This window comes from Isoptericola sp. NPDC057653 (assembly GCF_042799955.1).
GTDB lineage: Bacteria > Actinomycetota > Actinomycetes > Actinomycetales > Cellulomonadaceae > Isoptericola.
In genome coordinates this window covers 670,047-687,552 of sequence record NZ_JBHVHP010000002.1, presented here as the reverse complement: position 1 = coordinate 687,552, position 17,506 = coordinate 670,047, and the positions used below count along the sequence as shown (strand labels likewise).

General features: G+C 71.6%; 10 protein-coding genes. 7 read left to right on the top strand and 3 right to left on the bottom strand.

Annotated elements, in window-relative coordinates; all coding sequences use genetic code 11:
* Positions 1–26 precede the first annotated feature (26 nt).
* From ACFU9A_RS14345 to ACFU9A_RS14330, 4 genes are all read left to right on the top strand, one after another.
* On the top strand, positions 27–2,153 hold the full coding sequence (locus ACFU9A_RS14345) for a type IIA DNA topoisomerase subunit B (RefSeq protein WP_430575955.1): 2,127 nt from the start codon (positions 27–29) through the stop codon (positions 2,151–2,153).
* Positions 2,154–2,225: 72 nt separating this feature from the next.
* Positions 2,226–2,639: a DUF4430 domain-containing protein gene (locus ACFU9A_RS14340; protein WP_430575954.1), complete on the top strand. Its 414-nt coding sequence runs from the start codon at positions 2,226–2,228 to the stop codon at positions 2,637–2,639.
* Positions 2,636–3,253, top strand: coding sequence for a DUF6580 family putative transport protein (locus ACFU9A_RS14335; RefSeq protein ID WP_430575953.1), 618 nt, complete (start codon positions 2,636–2,638; stop codon positions 3,251–3,253). The genes ACFU9A_RS14340 and ACFU9A_RS14335 overlap by 4 nt, the downstream gene beginning before the upstream one ends.
* 31 nt (positions 3,254–3,284) lie before the next feature.
* The gene (locus ACFU9A_RS14330; RefSeq protein ID WP_430575952.1) at positions 3,285–3,653 is read left to right on the top strand and encodes a DUF2200 domain-containing protein; all 369 of its coding nucleotides are present in this window, start codon (positions 3,285–3,287) and stop codon (positions 3,651–3,653) included.
* 93 nt (positions 3,654–3,746) lie between these two features.
* Here ACFU9A_RS14330 and ACFU9A_RS14325 read toward each other — a convergent pair whose 3' ends face one another.
* The 3 genes from ACFU9A_RS14325 to ACFU9A_RS14315 form a co-directional block, all read right to left on the bottom strand.
* Positions 3,747–7,901, bottom strand: a complete 4,155-nt coding sequence (locus tag ACFU9A_RS14325; protein ID WP_430575951.1) for a PQQ-dependent sugar dehydrogenase — start codon at positions 7,899–7,901, stop codon at positions 3,747–3,749.
* A gap of 286 nt (positions 7,902–8,187) precedes the next feature.
* Positions 8,188–8,850: a GNAT family N-acetyltransferase gene (locus ACFU9A_RS14320; RefSeq protein WP_430575950.1), complete on the bottom strand. Its 663-nt coding sequence runs from the start codon at positions 8,848–8,850 to the stop codon at positions 8,188–8,190.
* Between the two features lie 113 nt (positions 8,851–8,963).
* Positions 8,964–9,860, bottom strand: a complete 897-nt coding sequence (locus tag ACFU9A_RS14315; protein WP_430575949.1) for a sugar phosphate isomerase/epimerase family protein — start codon at positions 9,858–9,860, stop codon at positions 8,964–8,966.
* Positions 9,861–10,335: 475 nt separating this feature from the next.
* Between ACFU9A_RS14315 and ACFU9A_RS14310 the strand changes: the two genes are divergently transcribed.
* From ACFU9A_RS14310 to ACFU9A_RS14300, 3 genes are all read left to right on the top strand, one after another.
* Complete coding sequence (locus ACFU9A_RS14310) at positions 10,336–11,403, top strand: multicopper oxidase domain-containing protein (RefSeq protein ID WP_430575948.1); 1,068 nt, start codon at positions 10,336–10,338, stop codon at positions 11,401–11,403.
* Positions 11,404–11,461: 58 nt separating this feature from the next.
* On the top strand, positions 11,462–15,499 hold the full coding sequence (locus ACFU9A_RS14305; protein ID WP_430575947.1) for a ThuA domain-containing protein: 4,038 nt from the start codon (positions 11,462–11,464) through the stop codon (positions 15,497–15,499).
* Between the two features lie 71 nt (positions 15,500–15,570).
* Positions 15,571–17,406: an OmpL47-type beta-barrel domain-containing protein gene (locus ACFU9A_RS14300; RefSeq protein WP_430575946.1), complete on the top strand. Its 1,836-nt coding sequence runs from the start codon at positions 15,571–15,573 to the stop codon at positions 17,404–17,406.
* Positions 17,407–17,506 lie beyond the last annotated feature (100 nt).

The following is a 17,506-nucleotide window of genomic DNA, read 5'->3' as shown; positions in this document are numbered from 1 at the left end:
TGTTCGGGTCGTCTACCCTCGTTCCCGTGACAGCCACCTCCGAGTCCGGGTACACCGCGCGCCACCTGACCGTCCTCGAGGGCCTCGAGGCGGTGCGCAAGCGCCCCGGCATGTACATCGGGTCCACGGACTCGCGCGGCCTCATGCACTGCCTGTGGGAGATCATCGACAACTCCGTCGACGAGGCCCTCGGCGGGCACGCGTCCGACATCCGCGTGGTGCTGCACGCCGACTCGTCCGTGACCGTCGAGGACGACGGCCGCGGCATCCCGGTCGACATCGAGCCGAAGACGGGCCTCACGGGCGTCGAGGTGGTCTTCACGAAGCTGCACGCGGGCGGCAAGTTCGGCGGCGGCTCGTACACCGCGTCGGGCGGCCTGCACGGCGTGGGCGCGTCGGTGGTCAACGCGCTCTCCGCGCGGCTCGACGTCGACGTGGACCTCGGCGGCAAGACGCACCGGATGACGTTCCACCGCGGCGAGCCGGGCATCTTCTCCGACCCGGCCTCGGGGGCCTCGCCCGAGTCGCCGTTCGCGCCCTTCACCGACCACAGCGAGCTCGCCGTCGTCGGCAAGGTCAAGCGCGGGGTCACCGGCACCCGGGTGCGGTACTGGGCGGACCGGCAGGTGTTCCCGAAGTCGGCCGTGTTCAGCTACGACGAGCTCGTCACCCGGGCGCGCCAGACCACGTTCCTCGTGCCCGGCCTGAAGATCACGCTGCGCGACGAGCGCGGGCTGCCCGGCACCCCGGGCGAGTCCGGGCCGTTCGAGGAGGTCTTCCAGCACGACGGCGGCGCCGTCGACTTCGTCGAGTTCCTCGCTCCGGACGCCCCGGTGACCTCGACCTGGCAGCTGCAGGGCAGCGGGCACTTCACCGAGACGGTGCCGGTGCTCGACTCGCGCGGCCACATGACCCCGCAGGACGTGCAGCGCGAGTGCGAGGTGGACGTCGCCCTGCGCTGGGGCGGCGGCTACGACACGGAGGTGCGCACCTTCGTCAACATCATCGCCACGCCCAAGGGCGGCTCCCACCTGTCGGGCTTCGAGCAGGGGCTGCTCAAGACGGTGCGCAAGCAGATCGAGGCGAACGCGCGCCGGCTGAAGGTCTCCACCAAGGACGCCGCGGAGCGCATCGAGAAGGACGACGTCCTGGCGGGCCTGACGGCGGTCGTCACCGTGCGGCTCGCGGAGCCGCAGTTCGAGGGCCAGACGAAGGAGGTCTTGGGCACGGCGCCCGTGCGCGCCATCGTCTCCCGCGTCGTGGAGAAGGAGCTGGGCGCGCTGCTCACCTCCTCCAAGCGCGACGAGAAGGCACAGTCGGCGCTGCTGCTGGACAAGGTGGTCGCCGAGATGCGCGCCCGCGTCACGGCGCGCAAGCAGAAGGAGATCTCCCGGCGCAAGAACGCCCTCGAGGCGTCGTCGCTGCCGGCGAAGCTCGCGGACTGCCGCAGCGACGACGTCACCCGCAGCGAGCTGTTCATCGTCGAGGGGGACTCGGCGCTCGGGACGGCGAAGCTGGCGCGGTCGAGCGACTTCCAGGCGCTGCTGCCGATCCGCGGCAAGATCCTCAACGTCCAGAAGGCGTCGATCAGCGACATGCTCCGCAACGCGGAGTGCGCCGCCATCATCCAGGTCCTCGGCGCGGGGTCGGGGCGGTCCTTCGACCTCGAGGCCGCGCGCTACGGCAAGATCGTCCTGATGACGGACGCCGACGTCGACGGCGCGCACATCCGCACGCTCCTGCTGACGCTCTTCTACCGGTACATGCGCCCGATGCTCGAGGCCGGCCGGGTCTTCGCCGCCGTCCCGCCGCTGCACCGCGTCGAGGTGCTGGGCAGCGGGCGGCGCAAGAACGAGTACGTCTACACGTACTCGGAGGCCGAGCTGACCGCCACCCTCAAGAAGCTGGACCGCGCGGGCCGCCGGTACAAGGAGGACATCCAGCGCTACAAGGGCCTGGGGGAGATGGACGCCGACCAGCTCGCCGAGACCACGATGGACCCGCGCCACCGCACGCTGCGCCGCGTGACGGTGGAGCACGCCGAGGCCGCCGAGCGGGTGTTCGAGCTGCTCATGGGCAGCGACGTGGCCCCGCGCAAGGAGTTCATCGTCGCCGGCGCGGGCACCCTCGACCACTCCCGGATCGACGCCTGACCCGGTGCGCCCGGGCCGTCCGGATGGCGGCCCGGGCGGCGGGTGACCACGGGTGATGGGTACCCTTCGGCCGTGAAGATCCCCCGCTCGACCACCTCCCGCCTGCTCGCCCTCCTCCCGGCGACCGCCCTGGCCGCCGGCCTGCTGGCCGGCTGCGCCGACGGCGGCTCCGCCGACACGAGCTCCTCGGCGTCGGCGTCCGTGGACGCGACCGAGCAGGTGGCGGAGAACCTCAGCGAGTTCTCCTACGCCGGCGAGGACGGCAAGACGGCGCTCGAGCTGCTGGAGAAGCACGACCCGGAGGCCCAGGTCCAGGGCAAGGGCGAGAACGCGTTCGTCACGGCCGTGCGCGGCCGCGAGGCCGACCCCGACACGGAGTTCTGGGGCCTGTACGTCGACGACGAGATGGCGCAGGTCGGCGCCGGCTCGCTCGAGACGAAGGACGGGCAGACCATCACCTGGAAGCTCGAGGAGATCGAGAAGTGACCGTCTCCGCGTCGTCGCGCCTCGAGGCCCCGCTGTCCGCTCGCGAGCTCGCCCACCGCTGGTGGCGGCCCGCCGTCGCCGTGCTGCTCGTCGCGGCCGCCGTCGTGTGGCGGCTGGTGAAGAACGACCTCGGCGCCCCGCCGAACCTCGAGATCTCGACCGCCGCGGCGTTCGCGGCGGCGGGCCTGCTGCGCCACCGCGTCGCGATGCTCGCACCGCTGGTGGTCGTCGCCCTGAGCGACGTCCTGCTCGGCAACTCGTCGGTGCTGGTGTTCACGTGGAGCGCCTGGGCCGTCATCGGCGTCGGCGCCTGGTGGGCGGGCCGCACCCGCGGCACGACCGGCCGCCTGGTGGCCGCGCTCGGCCTCGGCGTCGGCGGCTCGCTGTTCTTCTACCTGTGGACCAACGCCGGCGTGTGGTGGCTCGGTCGCGGCACGTTCTACCCCGCGGGCCTCGACGGGCTGCTGGCCAGCTACGTCGCCGGGCTGCCGTTCCTGCGGCCGATGCTGCTCGGCAACCTGGTCCTGGTGCCGCTCGCGGCCGGACTGGTGGCCCTGGTGGTGCGGCTGGAGCGCGCGTCGGCGGCAGCCCCCGCCGCGCTGCCGGCGCGATAGCCTCGACGGACCGACAGGGAGGCGAGGACCCATGCCCGCAGACCGGATCCGGCGGATGACGTTCGCCAGCATCTACCCGCTCTACGTGCAGAAGGTGGAGCGCAAGGACCGCGACGCGGCCGACGTCGACCGCGTCGTCTCGTGGCTCACGGGCTACGACGACGCGGGCCTCGAGCTGGCCGTCGCGGACGAGGTCGACCTGGAGACGTTCTTCGCCCGGGCGCCCGCGATGAACCCGCACGCCTCGCTCATCACGGGCGTGATCTGCGGCGTGCGGGTCGAGGAGATCGACGACCCGCTGATGCAGCAGATCCGCTGGATGGACAAGCTGGTGGACGAGGTCGCGAAGGGCAAGAAGATGTCGTCGATCCTGCGCGGCGGCACCGGCGCGGCCGCGTAGCCGACCGTACGACGGGCCCCCGGTGGGCGGGAGCGGCAGGTGCCGCCCCCGCCCACCGGGGGCCCGTGTCGTGCTGCGCCGGTGCCTCTCGGGCTACGGCGTCTCGAGGGTGAACGTCACCGTGGTGGCGTTCCCGGCGACGTCGCGGACGACGAGGGTGTTGGTGCCCTCGACCGCGCCGAACGCCCGCGGCTTGACGAAGTTCAGGTCCGACCACGTGTTGTCGGTCAGGTCCTTCGCCGTGCCGTTGAGGGTGAGGCGGTCGACCTTGCCGGCGTCGTGGAGCTTGAACGAGACCAGGCTGTAGGTGCCGTCGGCGCCGGCCGTGAACTGCGCGCCGTCCTTGACGGTGACGGTCGGGCCCGTGACGTCGAGGGTGAACGTCACCGTGGTGGCGTTCCCCGCGACGTCGCGGACGACGAGGGTGTTGGTGCCCTCGACCGCGCCGAACGCGCCCGGCTTCACGAAGTTCAGGTCCGACCACTCGTCGTCGACGAGGTCCTTCTCCACCCCGTTGAGGGTGAGGCGGTCGACCTTGCCGGCGTCGTGCAGCCTGAACGAGACCTTGCTGTACGTGCCGTCCCGGCCGGTGGTGAACTCGTCGCCCTCCTTCACGGTGACCGTCGGCCCGTCGACGTCGGCCGGCGACGTCGTGACCGTGAGGTCGCGCAGCCGCCCGTAGTTGTCGAACGAGCCGAACCCGACCCGGCCGGACGTGAACGTCGTGTCGTCCGCGGTCAGCAGCGGGGTGTCGAGGCCGTCGAGGTAGACGGCGATGTCGCCGCTGTCCGCGCAGCGCACGACGCGCACGTCGTGCCACTCCTCGTCGGTGATCGCCGGGGGAGCCCCGACCTTGCCGTCCCACTGGTCGTCGATCCGCTCCCGGTCCTTGCCGTCGACCTTGAAGATCCCGTTGTGGGGGTAGATCGTGTTGTCCTTCGAGAGGTGGGCGTAGTAGTACTTCGTGTCGGACTGCCACCCGAACACCACGATGACGTCGCGGTTGTTGACGCTGGCGGGCTCGTCGATCCGGACCTGGGCGCCGAGGTCGAACGACCCGAGCTCCGGCCCCTGGGTGAGGACGGCGTACTCGAACGGCCGCCGGATACCGTCGGCGGGGTCGGTCCCCGCCGAGGTCTGGACGATCTGGTCCCCGGGGAACTGCCACTTCGAGGGCGTCCTCGGGGCCCAGTTCTCGCCCGCCATGACGTCGGTGACCGTGGATCCGGCCGGCGTGCACGACGGCGGCTCGGTGGGCTCGGTCGGCGTGGCGCCGAACAGCGCGTACTGGGCGGCGACCTGCTCGGGCGACGGGACGGTGTCGAGGAACATCAGGTCGTCCATCCGGCCGTTGAACGGGTTCGCCTCCTTGGTGTCCTGCGGGAAGCTGCCGCCGATCTTGATGCCGCGCGACGTCGTCGCCGACGTCGGTCCGGAGCCCCACGGGTTGGACGAGGTGTACCGGCCCGCGAGCTCCTCGCCGTTGCGGTACAGCTTCATCTCGCCCGCCGCGAAGTCGAACGTCGCGGTGAGGTGGACCCACCGCCCCTGCGCCAGGATCTCGTCCCAGGGCATGTCGGCGGCGAAGGTCCACGACCCCGCGCCGTCGACGCGCCGCCCGAGGGCGACCAGCTTGAGCTCGTCGCCCACGGTGATGACCTCGAGCAGCGCCCGCACCCCGTGGCCGTCGGAGTCGCCCGTCAGCACGCCGGCGAGGCCGATCGCGTTGTACCGGTCGTCCGGGCTCGCCGTGCCCGAGTTGAGGCCGGCGACGTTCGCGCCCGTCCGCTTGAACCAGCCCATGACGGCGGCCTGGTCGGTGGCCGAGAACGCGTCGAGCGAGCCGACGCCCTTCGCGTCGTAGACGCCCGCCTTCCAGTCGTCGTTCGACGCGGTCGTCGGGCTCATCTGCTGGGTCTGCAGGGCCCGGCCGGCACCCGGGTAGGCCCGGTCGGTGACCCGCTGCTCGACGCCGCCGTTGATGAGCTCGATCTTCGTGCCGGACCATCCCTGGTCGGCCTCGAAGGTCGTGGCGCCCGCGACGGGGTGGTCGAAGTCGTAGTGGGCCACCAGGTTCGGCGCGAGCTCGGGGAGCGCGACCGGGGAGGTGGGCGCGAGCCGGTGCGCGCCGGTGACCTTCCAGATCTTCCCGTTCGCCTTCGAGATCAGGTAGAGCTCGCCGTCGGCGTCGGAGCCGAAGCGCAGGTCGACCCGCGTGTCGCCGACCAGCTCCTGGAACGTGGTCTCCTTGCCGCCGGCGAAGACGCGGAGCTGCTCGATCGGCGCCAGGTCCTCGAGGTCACCGTCGTTGCGGACCATCGTGTCGGCGTCGGTCGAGAGCACCCAGCCGTGCACGAGGTCCGTGAACAGGTAACGCCCCTGCAGGGCGGCGATGTCGCCGCGGTAGACGAACCCGCCGTTGTTGGCGACGCCGGCGTCGCCCGTCTGGCCGGGGTCGCGGTTGTGGTCGTAGGCGGCGACGGGGTAGGTGAAGCCGTTCCCGGCGTCGTCGGCCGGCAGCGGGTAGATCTGGCGGTTGTCCGCCCGGAACGGGCCCTCGCGCTCGGACCAGCCGAAGTTGTCGCCGGGCTCGACGGCGTAGATCGACTCGACCTGCCACTCGCCGATGTGCCCGAGGTACATGGTGTGGTCGCCGGCGGGGTCCCAGCTGATGCGGTGCGGGTCACGCATGCCGACCGCGTAGAGCTCGGGCAGCGCGCCCTCGGTGCCGAGGAACGGGTTGTCGTCGGGGATGCCGTACCGGCCGTTGGCGCTGTCGTCCCCCAGCGGGTCGATCCGCATGATCGTGCCCTGCGGCGTGGAGAGGTCCTGCGGGTTGCCGTTCCCGACCCCGTTGCCGCCGTCGCCCGCGAGGACGTAGAGGTTGCCGTAGTCGGCGTCCCCGGGCCGGACCGTCGGGTTGAAGGCGATCTGCTGCACGGTGTGCACGCGGCCGTTGAAGGGGACGCGCATGATCTCCCGGCTGGTGCCCTCGAAGACGGGGGCCGACGGGTCCGTGGCCTTCCACTCGGTGACCACGCTGTGGAACCCGGTGGTGCCGTACGCGGGGAAGTCGGGGGTGTCCTCGGTGAGGGCCGTGCCCGCCTCGGTGTGCACCGTGTAGAACAGGCCGTTCTCGGCGAAGTCCGGGTGGAACTCGGCGGCACCGAGGCCGGTGCCCAGGCCGGCGGAGTTGTGGAAGTTGTCGATGAACGCCTGGCGCACGTCGAGGTACGGCGTGTACTCGCCGGTGTTCTTGTCGACCGTGTAGAGGGTGCCGTTGTTGTCCGGCACCATGAGCCGCCCGGAGCCGTCCGGGATCTCGTCGAGGTGCGTGATCCGGTTGTACCGGTCGAGGCGCGGGTCCTGGGTCGCGGGCGTGGTGTGCGACTCGGGGAGCTGCGCCAGCTCCTCCACCTCGACGCCGAGCGTCGACATCTTGGGGTCGGGCAGCGGGTTGATCAGCGGTGCCTCCGACTGGCCGCCCGCGGCGCAGTCGCCGGGGTTGCCGGTCGCGATCGAGAGGTTCTCGCCCGCGGTGTCGACGGCGACGTCGTCGAGCATGAGGTTGCCGGCGCTGCTCGCGCCGTTGATCCACCAGAACCGGTCGAGCGCCGTCGAGACACCCTGGCGGAACCCGAACTGCTGCTCGGTGCCCTCGGGGAGCCGCGTGAGCTCCTCGTACGGACCGCCCTGGCTGTACACCGAGACCTTGTCGGCGGCGTTGTCGGCGACGACCCAGACGCACTGCCAGGCGTCGCGGCCCCAGACGCCGGCGGGCTTGAACGCGCCGCCGTCCCGGACGAGGAGGACGTCGCTGTTCTGGTTGTTGACGTAGGCGCGGCTGTCCCCGGTCCCGGACGGCTGGTCGACGTCCGTGAGCCCGAAGGACGTGTCGACGCTCCCCGTGCGCAGGAACCGGAAGAACAGGGTGCCGGTGGTGCCGTCGGCGATCTCCGGGACGGCGCGGTAGGCCTTCTGGTTGCCGCCGGTCATCTCGAGCACCTGGTTGTTGCCGTTGAGCGGGTCCGCGATCACCTTCGCGGCCCCGGACGCCGACCAGCCGTCCTGGCCGTTCAGCGCCGTGCGCTCGTACTGCTCGAAGCCGAGGAGCTCGGTGAACTCCTGGTCGGCGGCGGTCCTGGACGGCGAGCCCGCCGCGGTGCGCTCGGCGGCGAGGGCGGGCGCGCCGACGAGGAGGGTCGTGCCGGCGACGGCCGCGGCGGTGATCGCGGCCGCGAGGCGCACGGGCCCCGACCGTGGGGTGGTGGGTGTGGGCGGTCGGGCCGGTTCGGCCGACCGCCGGGGCATGAGCTCGCGCATCTGTGACCTCTCAACGTCGTTGTCGATCAGTGCTTCATGGTCCTGAAAGCGCTTGCCAGGCAAGCGCTTTCAGGATCCTAGGACGACCCACAGGATGCGGCAAGGGATGTCTCAGCGTGCTCGGAGGGCCGGCCCGGCCCGGGCGTTCAGGGGGCGGGCGAGCGGTCGGCGCCGGACGGCGGCACGGCGTCGACGGCCTCGGGCCCGCAGGTCAGCGGCCGGACAGGGGCATCCCCATCGTCCGGCCCCAGGGCTGCTCCTCGAGCGTGCGGAAGCCGAGGTGCTCGTAGAAGCCGATGGCGCGGAGGTTGCGTCCGCCGACGCCCAGGTGGATCCCCGGGGCGCCCGCGGCGGCGACGGCGTCGAGCACGGCCTCCAGCACGCGTCGCCCCGCGCCGCCGCCCTGCGCCCCGGGCAGCAGGTCGATGTGCAGGTGCGCCGGGTACTGCTCCAGCCACGGCGCACCCGACCGCGACGGCGCGTGGATCATGCGGAGCAGGCGCGCGTCCGCCGACTCGTCGTCGGCAGCCGGAGCGGCGAGCCTCGCCCGCAACGGCGGCCACCAGGACTCCTCGCAGCGGCGCTCGAAGTCCGTGGTGCTCGCCGTCGCGACGCAGTACCCGACCGCCGTGCCGTCCGCGCGCCGCAGCACGCGGGCCAGGTCGGGCTCCAGGGCGAGGTAGGCGCCGAGGTAGACGTGGCCGAGCAGCGCGCCGTCCTCGTACTGGCCCGTGGCGTCGTCGCCCGAGTCGCCGGTGCGCAGGCAGACGTCGTAGAGGGCGTCGCGGTCGGAGAGGTCGTAGCGGTCCACGGTGAGCGCGGGGCGGGCGCCCTGGGCGGGCGTGGTGACGTCGTGTCCGGGGTGGGGGCTCATGGACGTATCGTCCCCGGTCGCGCGAGCGGAGTCACGCGGTCGGCCGACGGGGGCGGCATGCGGACGGTGCCGCGTCCGGGGTCTGACGGTCGTCCCGGACGCGGCGGGTCGGGTCAGGCCCGCGGGACCCTCAGCTTCCGCAGGTTCGCGTACGAGACCTGGGCGGTGCGGACGGGGTCGGGCTGCTGGTCGCGCTCGACGACGAACTCGTGCCGCCCCAGCGCGTGGACGTGGGAGAGGATCCCCCGGAAGTCCACGCTGCCCTCGCCGAGGTCGTTCTCTATGCCCTGCGTCGGGATGCCGTCCTTGAGGTGGAACAGAGGGAACCGGTCCTGGTGCGCGTCGAGATAGGCCACCGGGTCGGCGCCCGCCCGCAGGATCCAGTACAGGTCGAGCTCGAACGCCACCAGGTCGGGGTCGGTCTCCCGCAGCCAGACGTCGAACAGGACCTCGCCGGTCGTGGGGTCCCTGTGGAACTCGTTGTCGTGCAGGTGGGCGTACCACCGCAGCCCGTAGGTGCGCGCCACCTCGCCCCAGCGGTTCATCTCCTCGGCCATCCGGCGGTAGCCGTCCGCGGTCTGGGCGCCGTCCATGTAGGAGACGCCGACGTACCTCTGACCGAGGGTCACCGCGCGCTCGAGGGTCACCTCGGCGAGGTCGCCCCGGAAGTCGTACGGGTTGTGGTGGCTGCCGACGACCCGCAGGCCGTTGGCGTCGACGATGGCGCGGAACTGCTCCGGGGTGCGGTTGCCGTAGTCGTATGCCGGCTCGACCGACGCGTACCCGGCCGCCGCGACCATCGCGAGCGTGCCCTCGGGGTCGGCGCGGAGCATGTCCCGCACCGAGTAGAGCTGGAAGCCGATCTTGCCGGGCGGGACCGCGCGGCCCCCGCCGTCGGTCGCGGCCGAGGCGGTGCCCGGCAGCGCGATGGCGCCGAGCCCGGCCGCCGCGGCGGCGCCGGCGCCCTGCAGGAAGATGCGACGGGAGTACTTCTGAGCGTGACCTGTCAACTTTTCCACCTCATCGTCAAAAGTCGGGTGAAATCGACTGTAGGCCTGGCCCCAGGTCTTGACAACACCCGCGGCCGACGCCGGTGGCCGTCGGCGATGTGCCCGGCGGGCTGGCGCGAAGCCTCGTCAGGCGTGCCCGGGGCTCCATGTTTCGGCCAAATCTGATGGGTCCTGACCAATTGCTGTGCTCCCGTCTGACAACTTCTGATTGACAGTCGACAGAAGGCTCCCTAAGGTCGGCACCGCACCTGTGATGTGCGTGCGCACCCCTTCGAGTCGTCGTCAGACTGATCCCTCGGGGAGGTACGCGAGCTGTGTCCTGGAGGGAACGACGATGAGGTCTGCCTTCGCACCACCAGCACGTGTCGTCCGCGGCGTCGCCGCGGACGGTCTCGCGCGCACGAGACCCGTCGCCTCCCGCACTTCTGTCCGCCGGACGAGCTGACCGGCCCCCGGCGACGTCGAACGGAGTCTCATGCCTGAGAACAGCACGGAGTACAGCGGCACCACGGCGGGACCACGGAAGGACCGGGTCTCGCGTCGGTCGATGCTGACCGGCACCCTCGCCGGTCTCGTGGTGCCGGCCACGACCGGCGCCCTCGGCGTCGGCGTCGGCGCCGCCTCGGCCGCCCCGAAGCCGATCCCGACCCCCACCCCGACCACGACGCCGACAGCGGCACCCCGCGCCACCACCCGGAACATCACGGTGTTCGCGGAGTCGCTCGGCAACGGGCAGATCGGGTACGGCCTCGCGCCGGGGGAGGCCACGATCCCCGGCCCGCTGCTCGAGATGTGGGAGGGCGACACCCTCCAGATCGAGCTGGTGAACACCACCGACAAGCGGCTCTCGATCCACCCGCACGGCGTCGACTACGAGACCGACTCCGACGGCAGCCCGTTCAACGACTCGTTCAACGAGCCCGGCGAGACCCGCACCTACGTCTGGCGCTCGCACACCACGCACCAGGCCGACGACGGCCGGTGGGTGAGCGGATCGGCGGGCTACTGGCACTACCACGACCACGCGCTCGGCGGCGAGCACGGCACGGCCGGGCTGCGCGCCGGGCTCTACGGCGCCCTGGTCGTCCGACGCCGGGGCGACCGCGTGCCCGACCGCCAGTACACGGTCGTGTTCAACGACATGACGGTGAACAACCAGATGGCCCCGCACACCCCGATGTTCGAGGCGAACCTCGGCGAGACCGTCGAGTGGATCGCGATCGGGCACGGCGACCAGCTGCACACGTTCCACCTGCACGCGCACCGCTGGGCGGACAACCGGACCGGGTACCTCGCCGGCCCGGACGACCCCAGCCGGGTCATCGACACGCGCGACCTCAACCCCGGGACGTCCTTCGGGTTCCAGGTGGTGGCGGGCGAGGCGGTCGGGGCCGGGGCGTGGATGTACCACTGCCACGTCCAGTTCCACTCCGACGGCGGCATGGCCGGCGTCTTCCTCGTCCGGAACGCCGACGGCTCCATGCCCGACGGCGCCCAGGCAGCGATCGACCGCTTCCAGCAGCACGGCGGCCACTCGATGTGATCCCGGGTGCGGGGACGCCCCCGCCCGACGCACTTCGGTCCCACGCAAAGGAGCAGTGATGGAACGGACAGCAAGAGGCAGCGCCCGGATCACACCACGGGCTGCTCGCGGCATTCTCGCCGCGCTCACCGGTGCCACCCTCGCCTTCGGGCTGGCGGCCACGCCCGCGGCCGCGCAGCGCACGCCGCAGGACGAACCGACGCAGGCGCCCTCGGCCGACGCGGCGAAGGCCCCGACGGCCAGCGTCGTGCCCTCGGCCGCGATCCTCCCGACCAGCGCCGAGAACCCCCGGGTGCTCGTGTTCCACGGTGACCCGGCCGAGCAGGTCGACCCCGTCAACGTCGCGACCACCACGATCAGGCAGCTCGGCAAGGCGAACGGCATCGCCGTCGACACGGCGACGGAGCCCACCGTCTTCACGGCGAAGAACCTCGCGGAGTACCGCGGCGTCGTCTTCCTCTCCTCGGAGGGCGTCGAGATGTCCACCGCCCAGGAGGACGCGCTGCAGGCGTACGTGCAGTCGGGCGGCGGGTTCCTCGGGATCCGGGACGCCGCGCGGGCGCAGGCGCGCTCGCAGTGGTTCACGGGCCTCATCGGCACGCGGCCGGCCGGCAACCTGCCGGACTCCGTGCCGGTCAAGACCGTGACGGCGAGCGCGGAGAACCCGCCGAACGAGGTCGCGACGAAGCTCACCGACCGCAACCCGTCGACGAAGTGGCTCGCGTTCCAGCCCACCGCGTGGCTCCGCTTCGACCTGAACGAGCCCGTGGCGGTGGCCCGGTACGCCCTGACGTCGGCGAACGACTCGGACGGCCGCGACCCCAAGGACTGGACGCTCCAGGGCTCGAACGACGGTGGCGCTACCTGGAAGGACCTCGACCGGCGGACCGGCGAGGACTTCCCCGAGCGGTTCCAGACCAAGGACTACGCCGTCGCGAACACGGACGCGTACTCGTCCTACCGCCTCGACATCACGGCGAACTCCGGCGAGGGCCTCACGCAGCTCGCCGACCTCGACCTCTTCGACGCGGCCTCCGCGGAGGAGCCGGAGCCCGAGATCCCGGTGCAGGAGGCGACGGTGAACGTCACCGACCGGAAGCACCCCGCGACCAAGGAGCTGCCGGTCAAGTGGACCCGGTCCGACCGGTGGCTGAACTGGTCCCCGAACCCCGTGGGCGACGTGCACACCGTCGCCCAGGTGCAGGAATGGGACTACGACCCGGGCGAGGGCGCGAACGGCCCGTTCCACCCTGTGTCCTGGTGCCGTGACTACGACGGCGGACGCTCCTTCTACACCGGCATGGGCGGCACCGCCGACAGCTACCAGGAGGAGGGCTTCCGCGACCACCTGCTCGGCGGCCTGCTCTGGTCCGCGGGCATGGTGCGCGGCGACTGCCAGGCGACCATCGCGGCGAACTACAAGGCCGAGCGGCTGACGCAGCAGAACGCGGCGGGCACCCTCGACCAGATCGGTGAGCCCCACGGCCTGACGGCCGCGCCCGACGGCGGGATCTTCTACGTCGGCAAGGCGGCGTGCCCCAGCGGCCCGATCGTCTCGTGGGACGACCCGGACGTCGGCCTCGGGTGCGGCACGATCCACCGCTGGGACCCGGAGACCAAGACGACCAAGCTCCTGACCACGCTGCCCGTGATGGGCAACCGTGGCTCTGGCGACGAGCTCGTCAAGAACGAGGAGGGCCTGCTGGGCATCACCCTCGACCCGAAGTTCGAGGAGAACGGCTGGTTCTACGTCTTCTGGATGCCGCACGAGTCGGTCGACCGGGAGCGTCAGGTCGGCGACCGCACCATCTCGCGGTTCACCTACGACGCCGAGGCGAACACGATCGACCAGTCGACGCGCAAGGACCTCCTGTCGTGGGAGACGCAGATCCACTCCTGCTGCCACGCGGGTGGCGGGATGGACTTCGACGACGAGGGCAACCTCTTCGTCGGGTCCGGCGACAACAACTCGTCGGGCGGCTCGGACGGCTACTCCGGCAACAACTGGACCAAGGAGTTCGCCGGGCTGTCCTTCCAGGACGCGCGCCGCACCGCCGGCAACACCAACAACCTCAACGGGAAGATCCTGCGGATCCACCCGGAGCCGGACGGGACGTACACCGTCCCCGACGGGAACCTCTTCCCCGAGAAGGACGACCCGGGCGACAAGACCCGGCCGGAGATCTACGTGATGGGCGTGCGCAACATCTCGCGCCTGGCGTGGGACTCCGAGAAGGACTGGCTGACGGCCGCCTGGGTGGGCCCGGACGCGTACACCCCGGACCCGGAGCTGGGCCCGGCGAAGTACGAGACCGCCACGATCATCACCGAGGCGGGCAACCAGGGCTGGCCCTACTGCATGGGCGACAAGCAGCCCTACCGTGACCGGAGCAACGAGGACGCGAGCGTCCTGACCGGTTGGTACGACTGCGACCACCCGAAGAACACCTCGCCGCGCAACACCGGCCTGGTGGACCTGCCCCCGGTCAAGAAGAACATGATCTGGTACTCGCCCAGCGGCGGTGGCCCCGTCTTCCCGATCGGCGAGGACGGCATCCCGTCCTACGTCGACGACGAGGCGACGTACACCGAGCCGTACCTGCGCGGCGGCGGCCAGGCCGTGATGAACGGCCCGACCTACCACCGGTCCGAGGTCGACACCGACAGCGGTGCCGCGTGGCCGGACTACTGGGAGGGCAAGTGGTTCCTCGGCGACCAGTCGAACGCCGCGAACCGCATCGCCGTCACGGTGGACCCGGACACGGTCGACGAGGCCGGGGCCCCGCTCTACGCCGAGGACCTGCGCCGCATCATCCGCGGTGGCAACGGCGCGACCCAGGTGCAGAGCTGGATGGACGCCAAGTTCGGCCCCGACGGTGCTCTGTACCTGCTCGACTACGGCGGCGGCTTCTTCACCCTGCACAACAACCAGAAGCTCGTCCGGATCTCCTACACGGGCGGCCCGGCGACGCCGGCCCCGGCCGCGTCGGGGGCGAGCGTGCAGAGCGACCCGCTGACCGTCGCGTTCGTCGGCAGCCGCTCGGGCGGCGTCTCGTACGCGTGGGACTTCGGTGACGGCTCCACGTCCACCGAGGCCAACCCGCAGCACACCTACAAGCGCGTCGGGAAGTACGCCGCGACGCTCACGGTGACGTACGCGGACGGCGAGAAGGAGACGGTCGACGTGTCGGCCGCCACCACCTGCACCATCCCGGACACCCGCGGCACCGTCGTGATCGGCGAGGTCGACTCGACGGTGAAGAACACGGACCTGGGCGGCTGCACCATCGCCGACCTCATCCGCGACGAGGCGCAGTGGGACTCCAACGGCCGGTTCGTCAACCACGTCACCGCCGTCGCCGACCAGCTCCTCGCCGACGGGAAGATCAAGGGCGGCGAGCGCAGCAAGCTGATCAAGGCGGCGCAGACCTCCCGCATCGGTGCCCCCGGGACCACCGGGTACCGGTGGCTCTTCGACGGCACCGCCTCCTCGCTCGCGGGCTGGCGTCAGGCGCCGAGCGGCGGCTTCGACCTGAGGGACGACGGGTCCATCCGGGCGCACGGCGGCCTGGGCATGCTCTGGTACGCGAAGCAGGAGTTCGGCGACTTCTCGGTCAAGCTCGAGTTCAAGGACGTCGCACCCGGGGAGGGCCATGCCAACAGCGGGGTCTTCACCCGGTTCCCGGACCCGCGGGTGCCGCGTGACCAGCGGCCCGAGTGCGGGCAGCTCACGTCCGCCGAGGCGTGGGTCGCGATCTATTGCGGCCAGGAGATCCAGATCTACGACGGTCCCACCGGCGAGGTCCAGAAGACGGGGTCGGTGTACAACTTCGACCCCAACACCCTGGAGGCCGCCCGGGTCACTCCGAAGGGGGAGTGGAACACCTACGAGATCCGCGTCGTCGGGCAGCAGTACACGATCATCCGCAACGGCGTCGTGATCAACGAGTTCGACAACTCGCCCGGGAAGCAGTCGTCGCGCGCGGGTGACCCGCCGACCGACCTGCGCCAGTTCCTGAGCGGGTACATCGGCCTGCAGAACCACAGCGACGCCGACGCCATGGAGTTCCGCAACATCCGGGTGCGGGACCTGTGACCGCCCCCGCGACGACGAGAGGAACGTCGATGTCCCGAAGGAGAGTGCCCCGCCCGTGGGTGGGGGCGTCAGTGGTAGCACTGAGCATCCTGTCGTTCGGCCTCGCCGGCGCCGCGTCAGCGGCGCCGGCCGGGCCGGCCGCCCCGGCGGCCCTCGTGGCCCTGCCGGCCGCGGACGCCGGCACCACGGCCGCCGACCAGGTGCTGACCTGGACCGGCAGCAACAGCGTCACCCAGTACGCGTCCGCGCCCGCCACGGCGAAGGCGGGGCCGGCGACGATCGTGTTCGAGAACAGCGTCGCCACCGGCAACACCGTCAGCATGAGCCACACGCTGACGTTCGACACCAGCACGCCGGGGTACAACCACGACGTCGCCCTCGACATCCTGGCCAACCCGCTGGACGAGAACGGCGGACGCTGGGAGGTGGACGTCGACCTGACGCCCGGCACGTACCGGTACTTTTGCGTGATCCCCGGGCACGGGCAGATGGTCGGCGAGCTCGTCGTGACCGAGGGGGGCGGCCAGGAGGACACCACCGCCCCCACGGTGACCCCGCAGGTCACGGGGGACAAGGACGCGGACGGCGCCTACATCGGCGCCGCCACCGTGAGCCTCGCCGCCGAGGACGCGGACTCGGGCGTCGCGAGCGTCGAGTACGCGCTCGACGGCGGCGACCTCCAGCCGTACACCTCTCCGCTGGTCCTGAACGAGCCGGGCATGCACATGGTCGACTACCGGGCCACGGACAACGCCGGGAACGTGTCGGAGACCGGCACCGTGCACGTCGTCGTCGTGGCCGCCGGGGAGGACACGACGGCCCCCGTCGTGTCGGCGGAGGTCACCGGCCAGCTCGACGACGACGGTGCCTACGTCGGTACCGCGACGGTCGCGCTGACCGCCACGGACGTCGGCTCGGGCGTCGCGAGCGTCGAGTACGCGCTCGACGGCGGCGAGTACACCGCCTACGCGTCGCCGGTCCCGGTGGGAGAGCCGGGCGAGCACACGGTGACCTACCGGGCCACCGACAAGGCCGGCAACGTCTCCGAACCCGGCTCGACCACGTTCACCGTGGTGGAGGCGCCCGAGGACACCACCGCACCGGTGGTGACCGCGGAGGTCACGGGCAAGCAGGACGCCGACGGCGCCTACGAGGGCTCGGCCACGGTGCAGCTGCACGCGGTGGACGACGGGTCGGGCGTGGCGAGCGTGGAGTACGCGCTCGACGGCGGCGACTACCAGGAGTACACCGCGCCCGTGGTCCTCGACGAGGTCGGCATGCACATGCTCGACTACCGGGCCACGGACAAGGCCGGGAACGTGTCCGAGGCCGGCATGGTGCACGTGGTCGTCGTGGAGGCCGGCCCCCCGCCGGACACCACGCCGCCCATCGCGTCGGCCCAGGTCGACGGCGTCCAGGACGCCAACGGCGTGTACGTCGACGAGGCCACCGTGACGGTCACGGCCCGGGACTCCGGCTCCGGGGTGGCGTTCATCGAGTACTCGCTCGACGACAGCGCCTTCCGCGAGTACGACGGCCCGATGGTGATCGAGGAGCCGGGGGCGCACGCCCTGCGGTACCGCGCCACCGACAACGTCGGCAACGTCACCCGGACGGGGACGCTGCGGTTCACGCTCCTGCGGCAGGGCATCGACGCGTGCCCCGCGTCGGACGAGCGGGCCACCGTGTTCTTCGGAAACCTCGACAGCAGGGTCGCCAACGTCGACACCGGTGACGGCTGCACCGTCGCCGACCTGCTCGACGCGGACGGGCCGTGGGTGAGCCACAAGGCGTTCGTCTCGCACGTCACGGACGTCGCGGGGGGCATCGCGGCGAAGGGCATCATCACGAGCGCCGACCTCAAGGCGCTCGTGCAGGCGGCGAAGCGTTCCAGCATCGGGAACTGACCCCCGCACGCGAGTCGGGGGGGGCCCCCCCCCGGGGGGGGGGGGGGCGCGCGGGGCGGGGCCCGGCGCTTATTAAAAAAAGAAACAGGCGGCCGAAGGG

Bases quoted from the DNA above. Each gene is read 5' to 3' on its own strand.
- ACFU9A_RS14305 (WP_430575947.1), top strand. From the start codon at position 11,462: ATGGAACGGACAGCAAGAGGCAGCGCCCGGATCACACCACGGGCTGCT.
- ACFU9A_RS14320 (WP_430575950.1), bottom strand. From the start codon at position 8,850: ATGAGCCCCCACCCCGGACACGACGTCACCACGCCCGCCCAGGGCGCC.
- ACFU9A_RS14330 (WP_430575952.1), top strand. From the start codon at position 3,285: ATGCCCGCAGACCGGATCCGGCGGATGACGTTCGCCAGCATCTACCCG.
- ACFU9A_RS14310 (WP_430575948.1), top strand. From the start codon at position 10,336: ATGCCTGAGAACAGCACGGAGTACAGCGGCACCACGGCGGGACCACGG.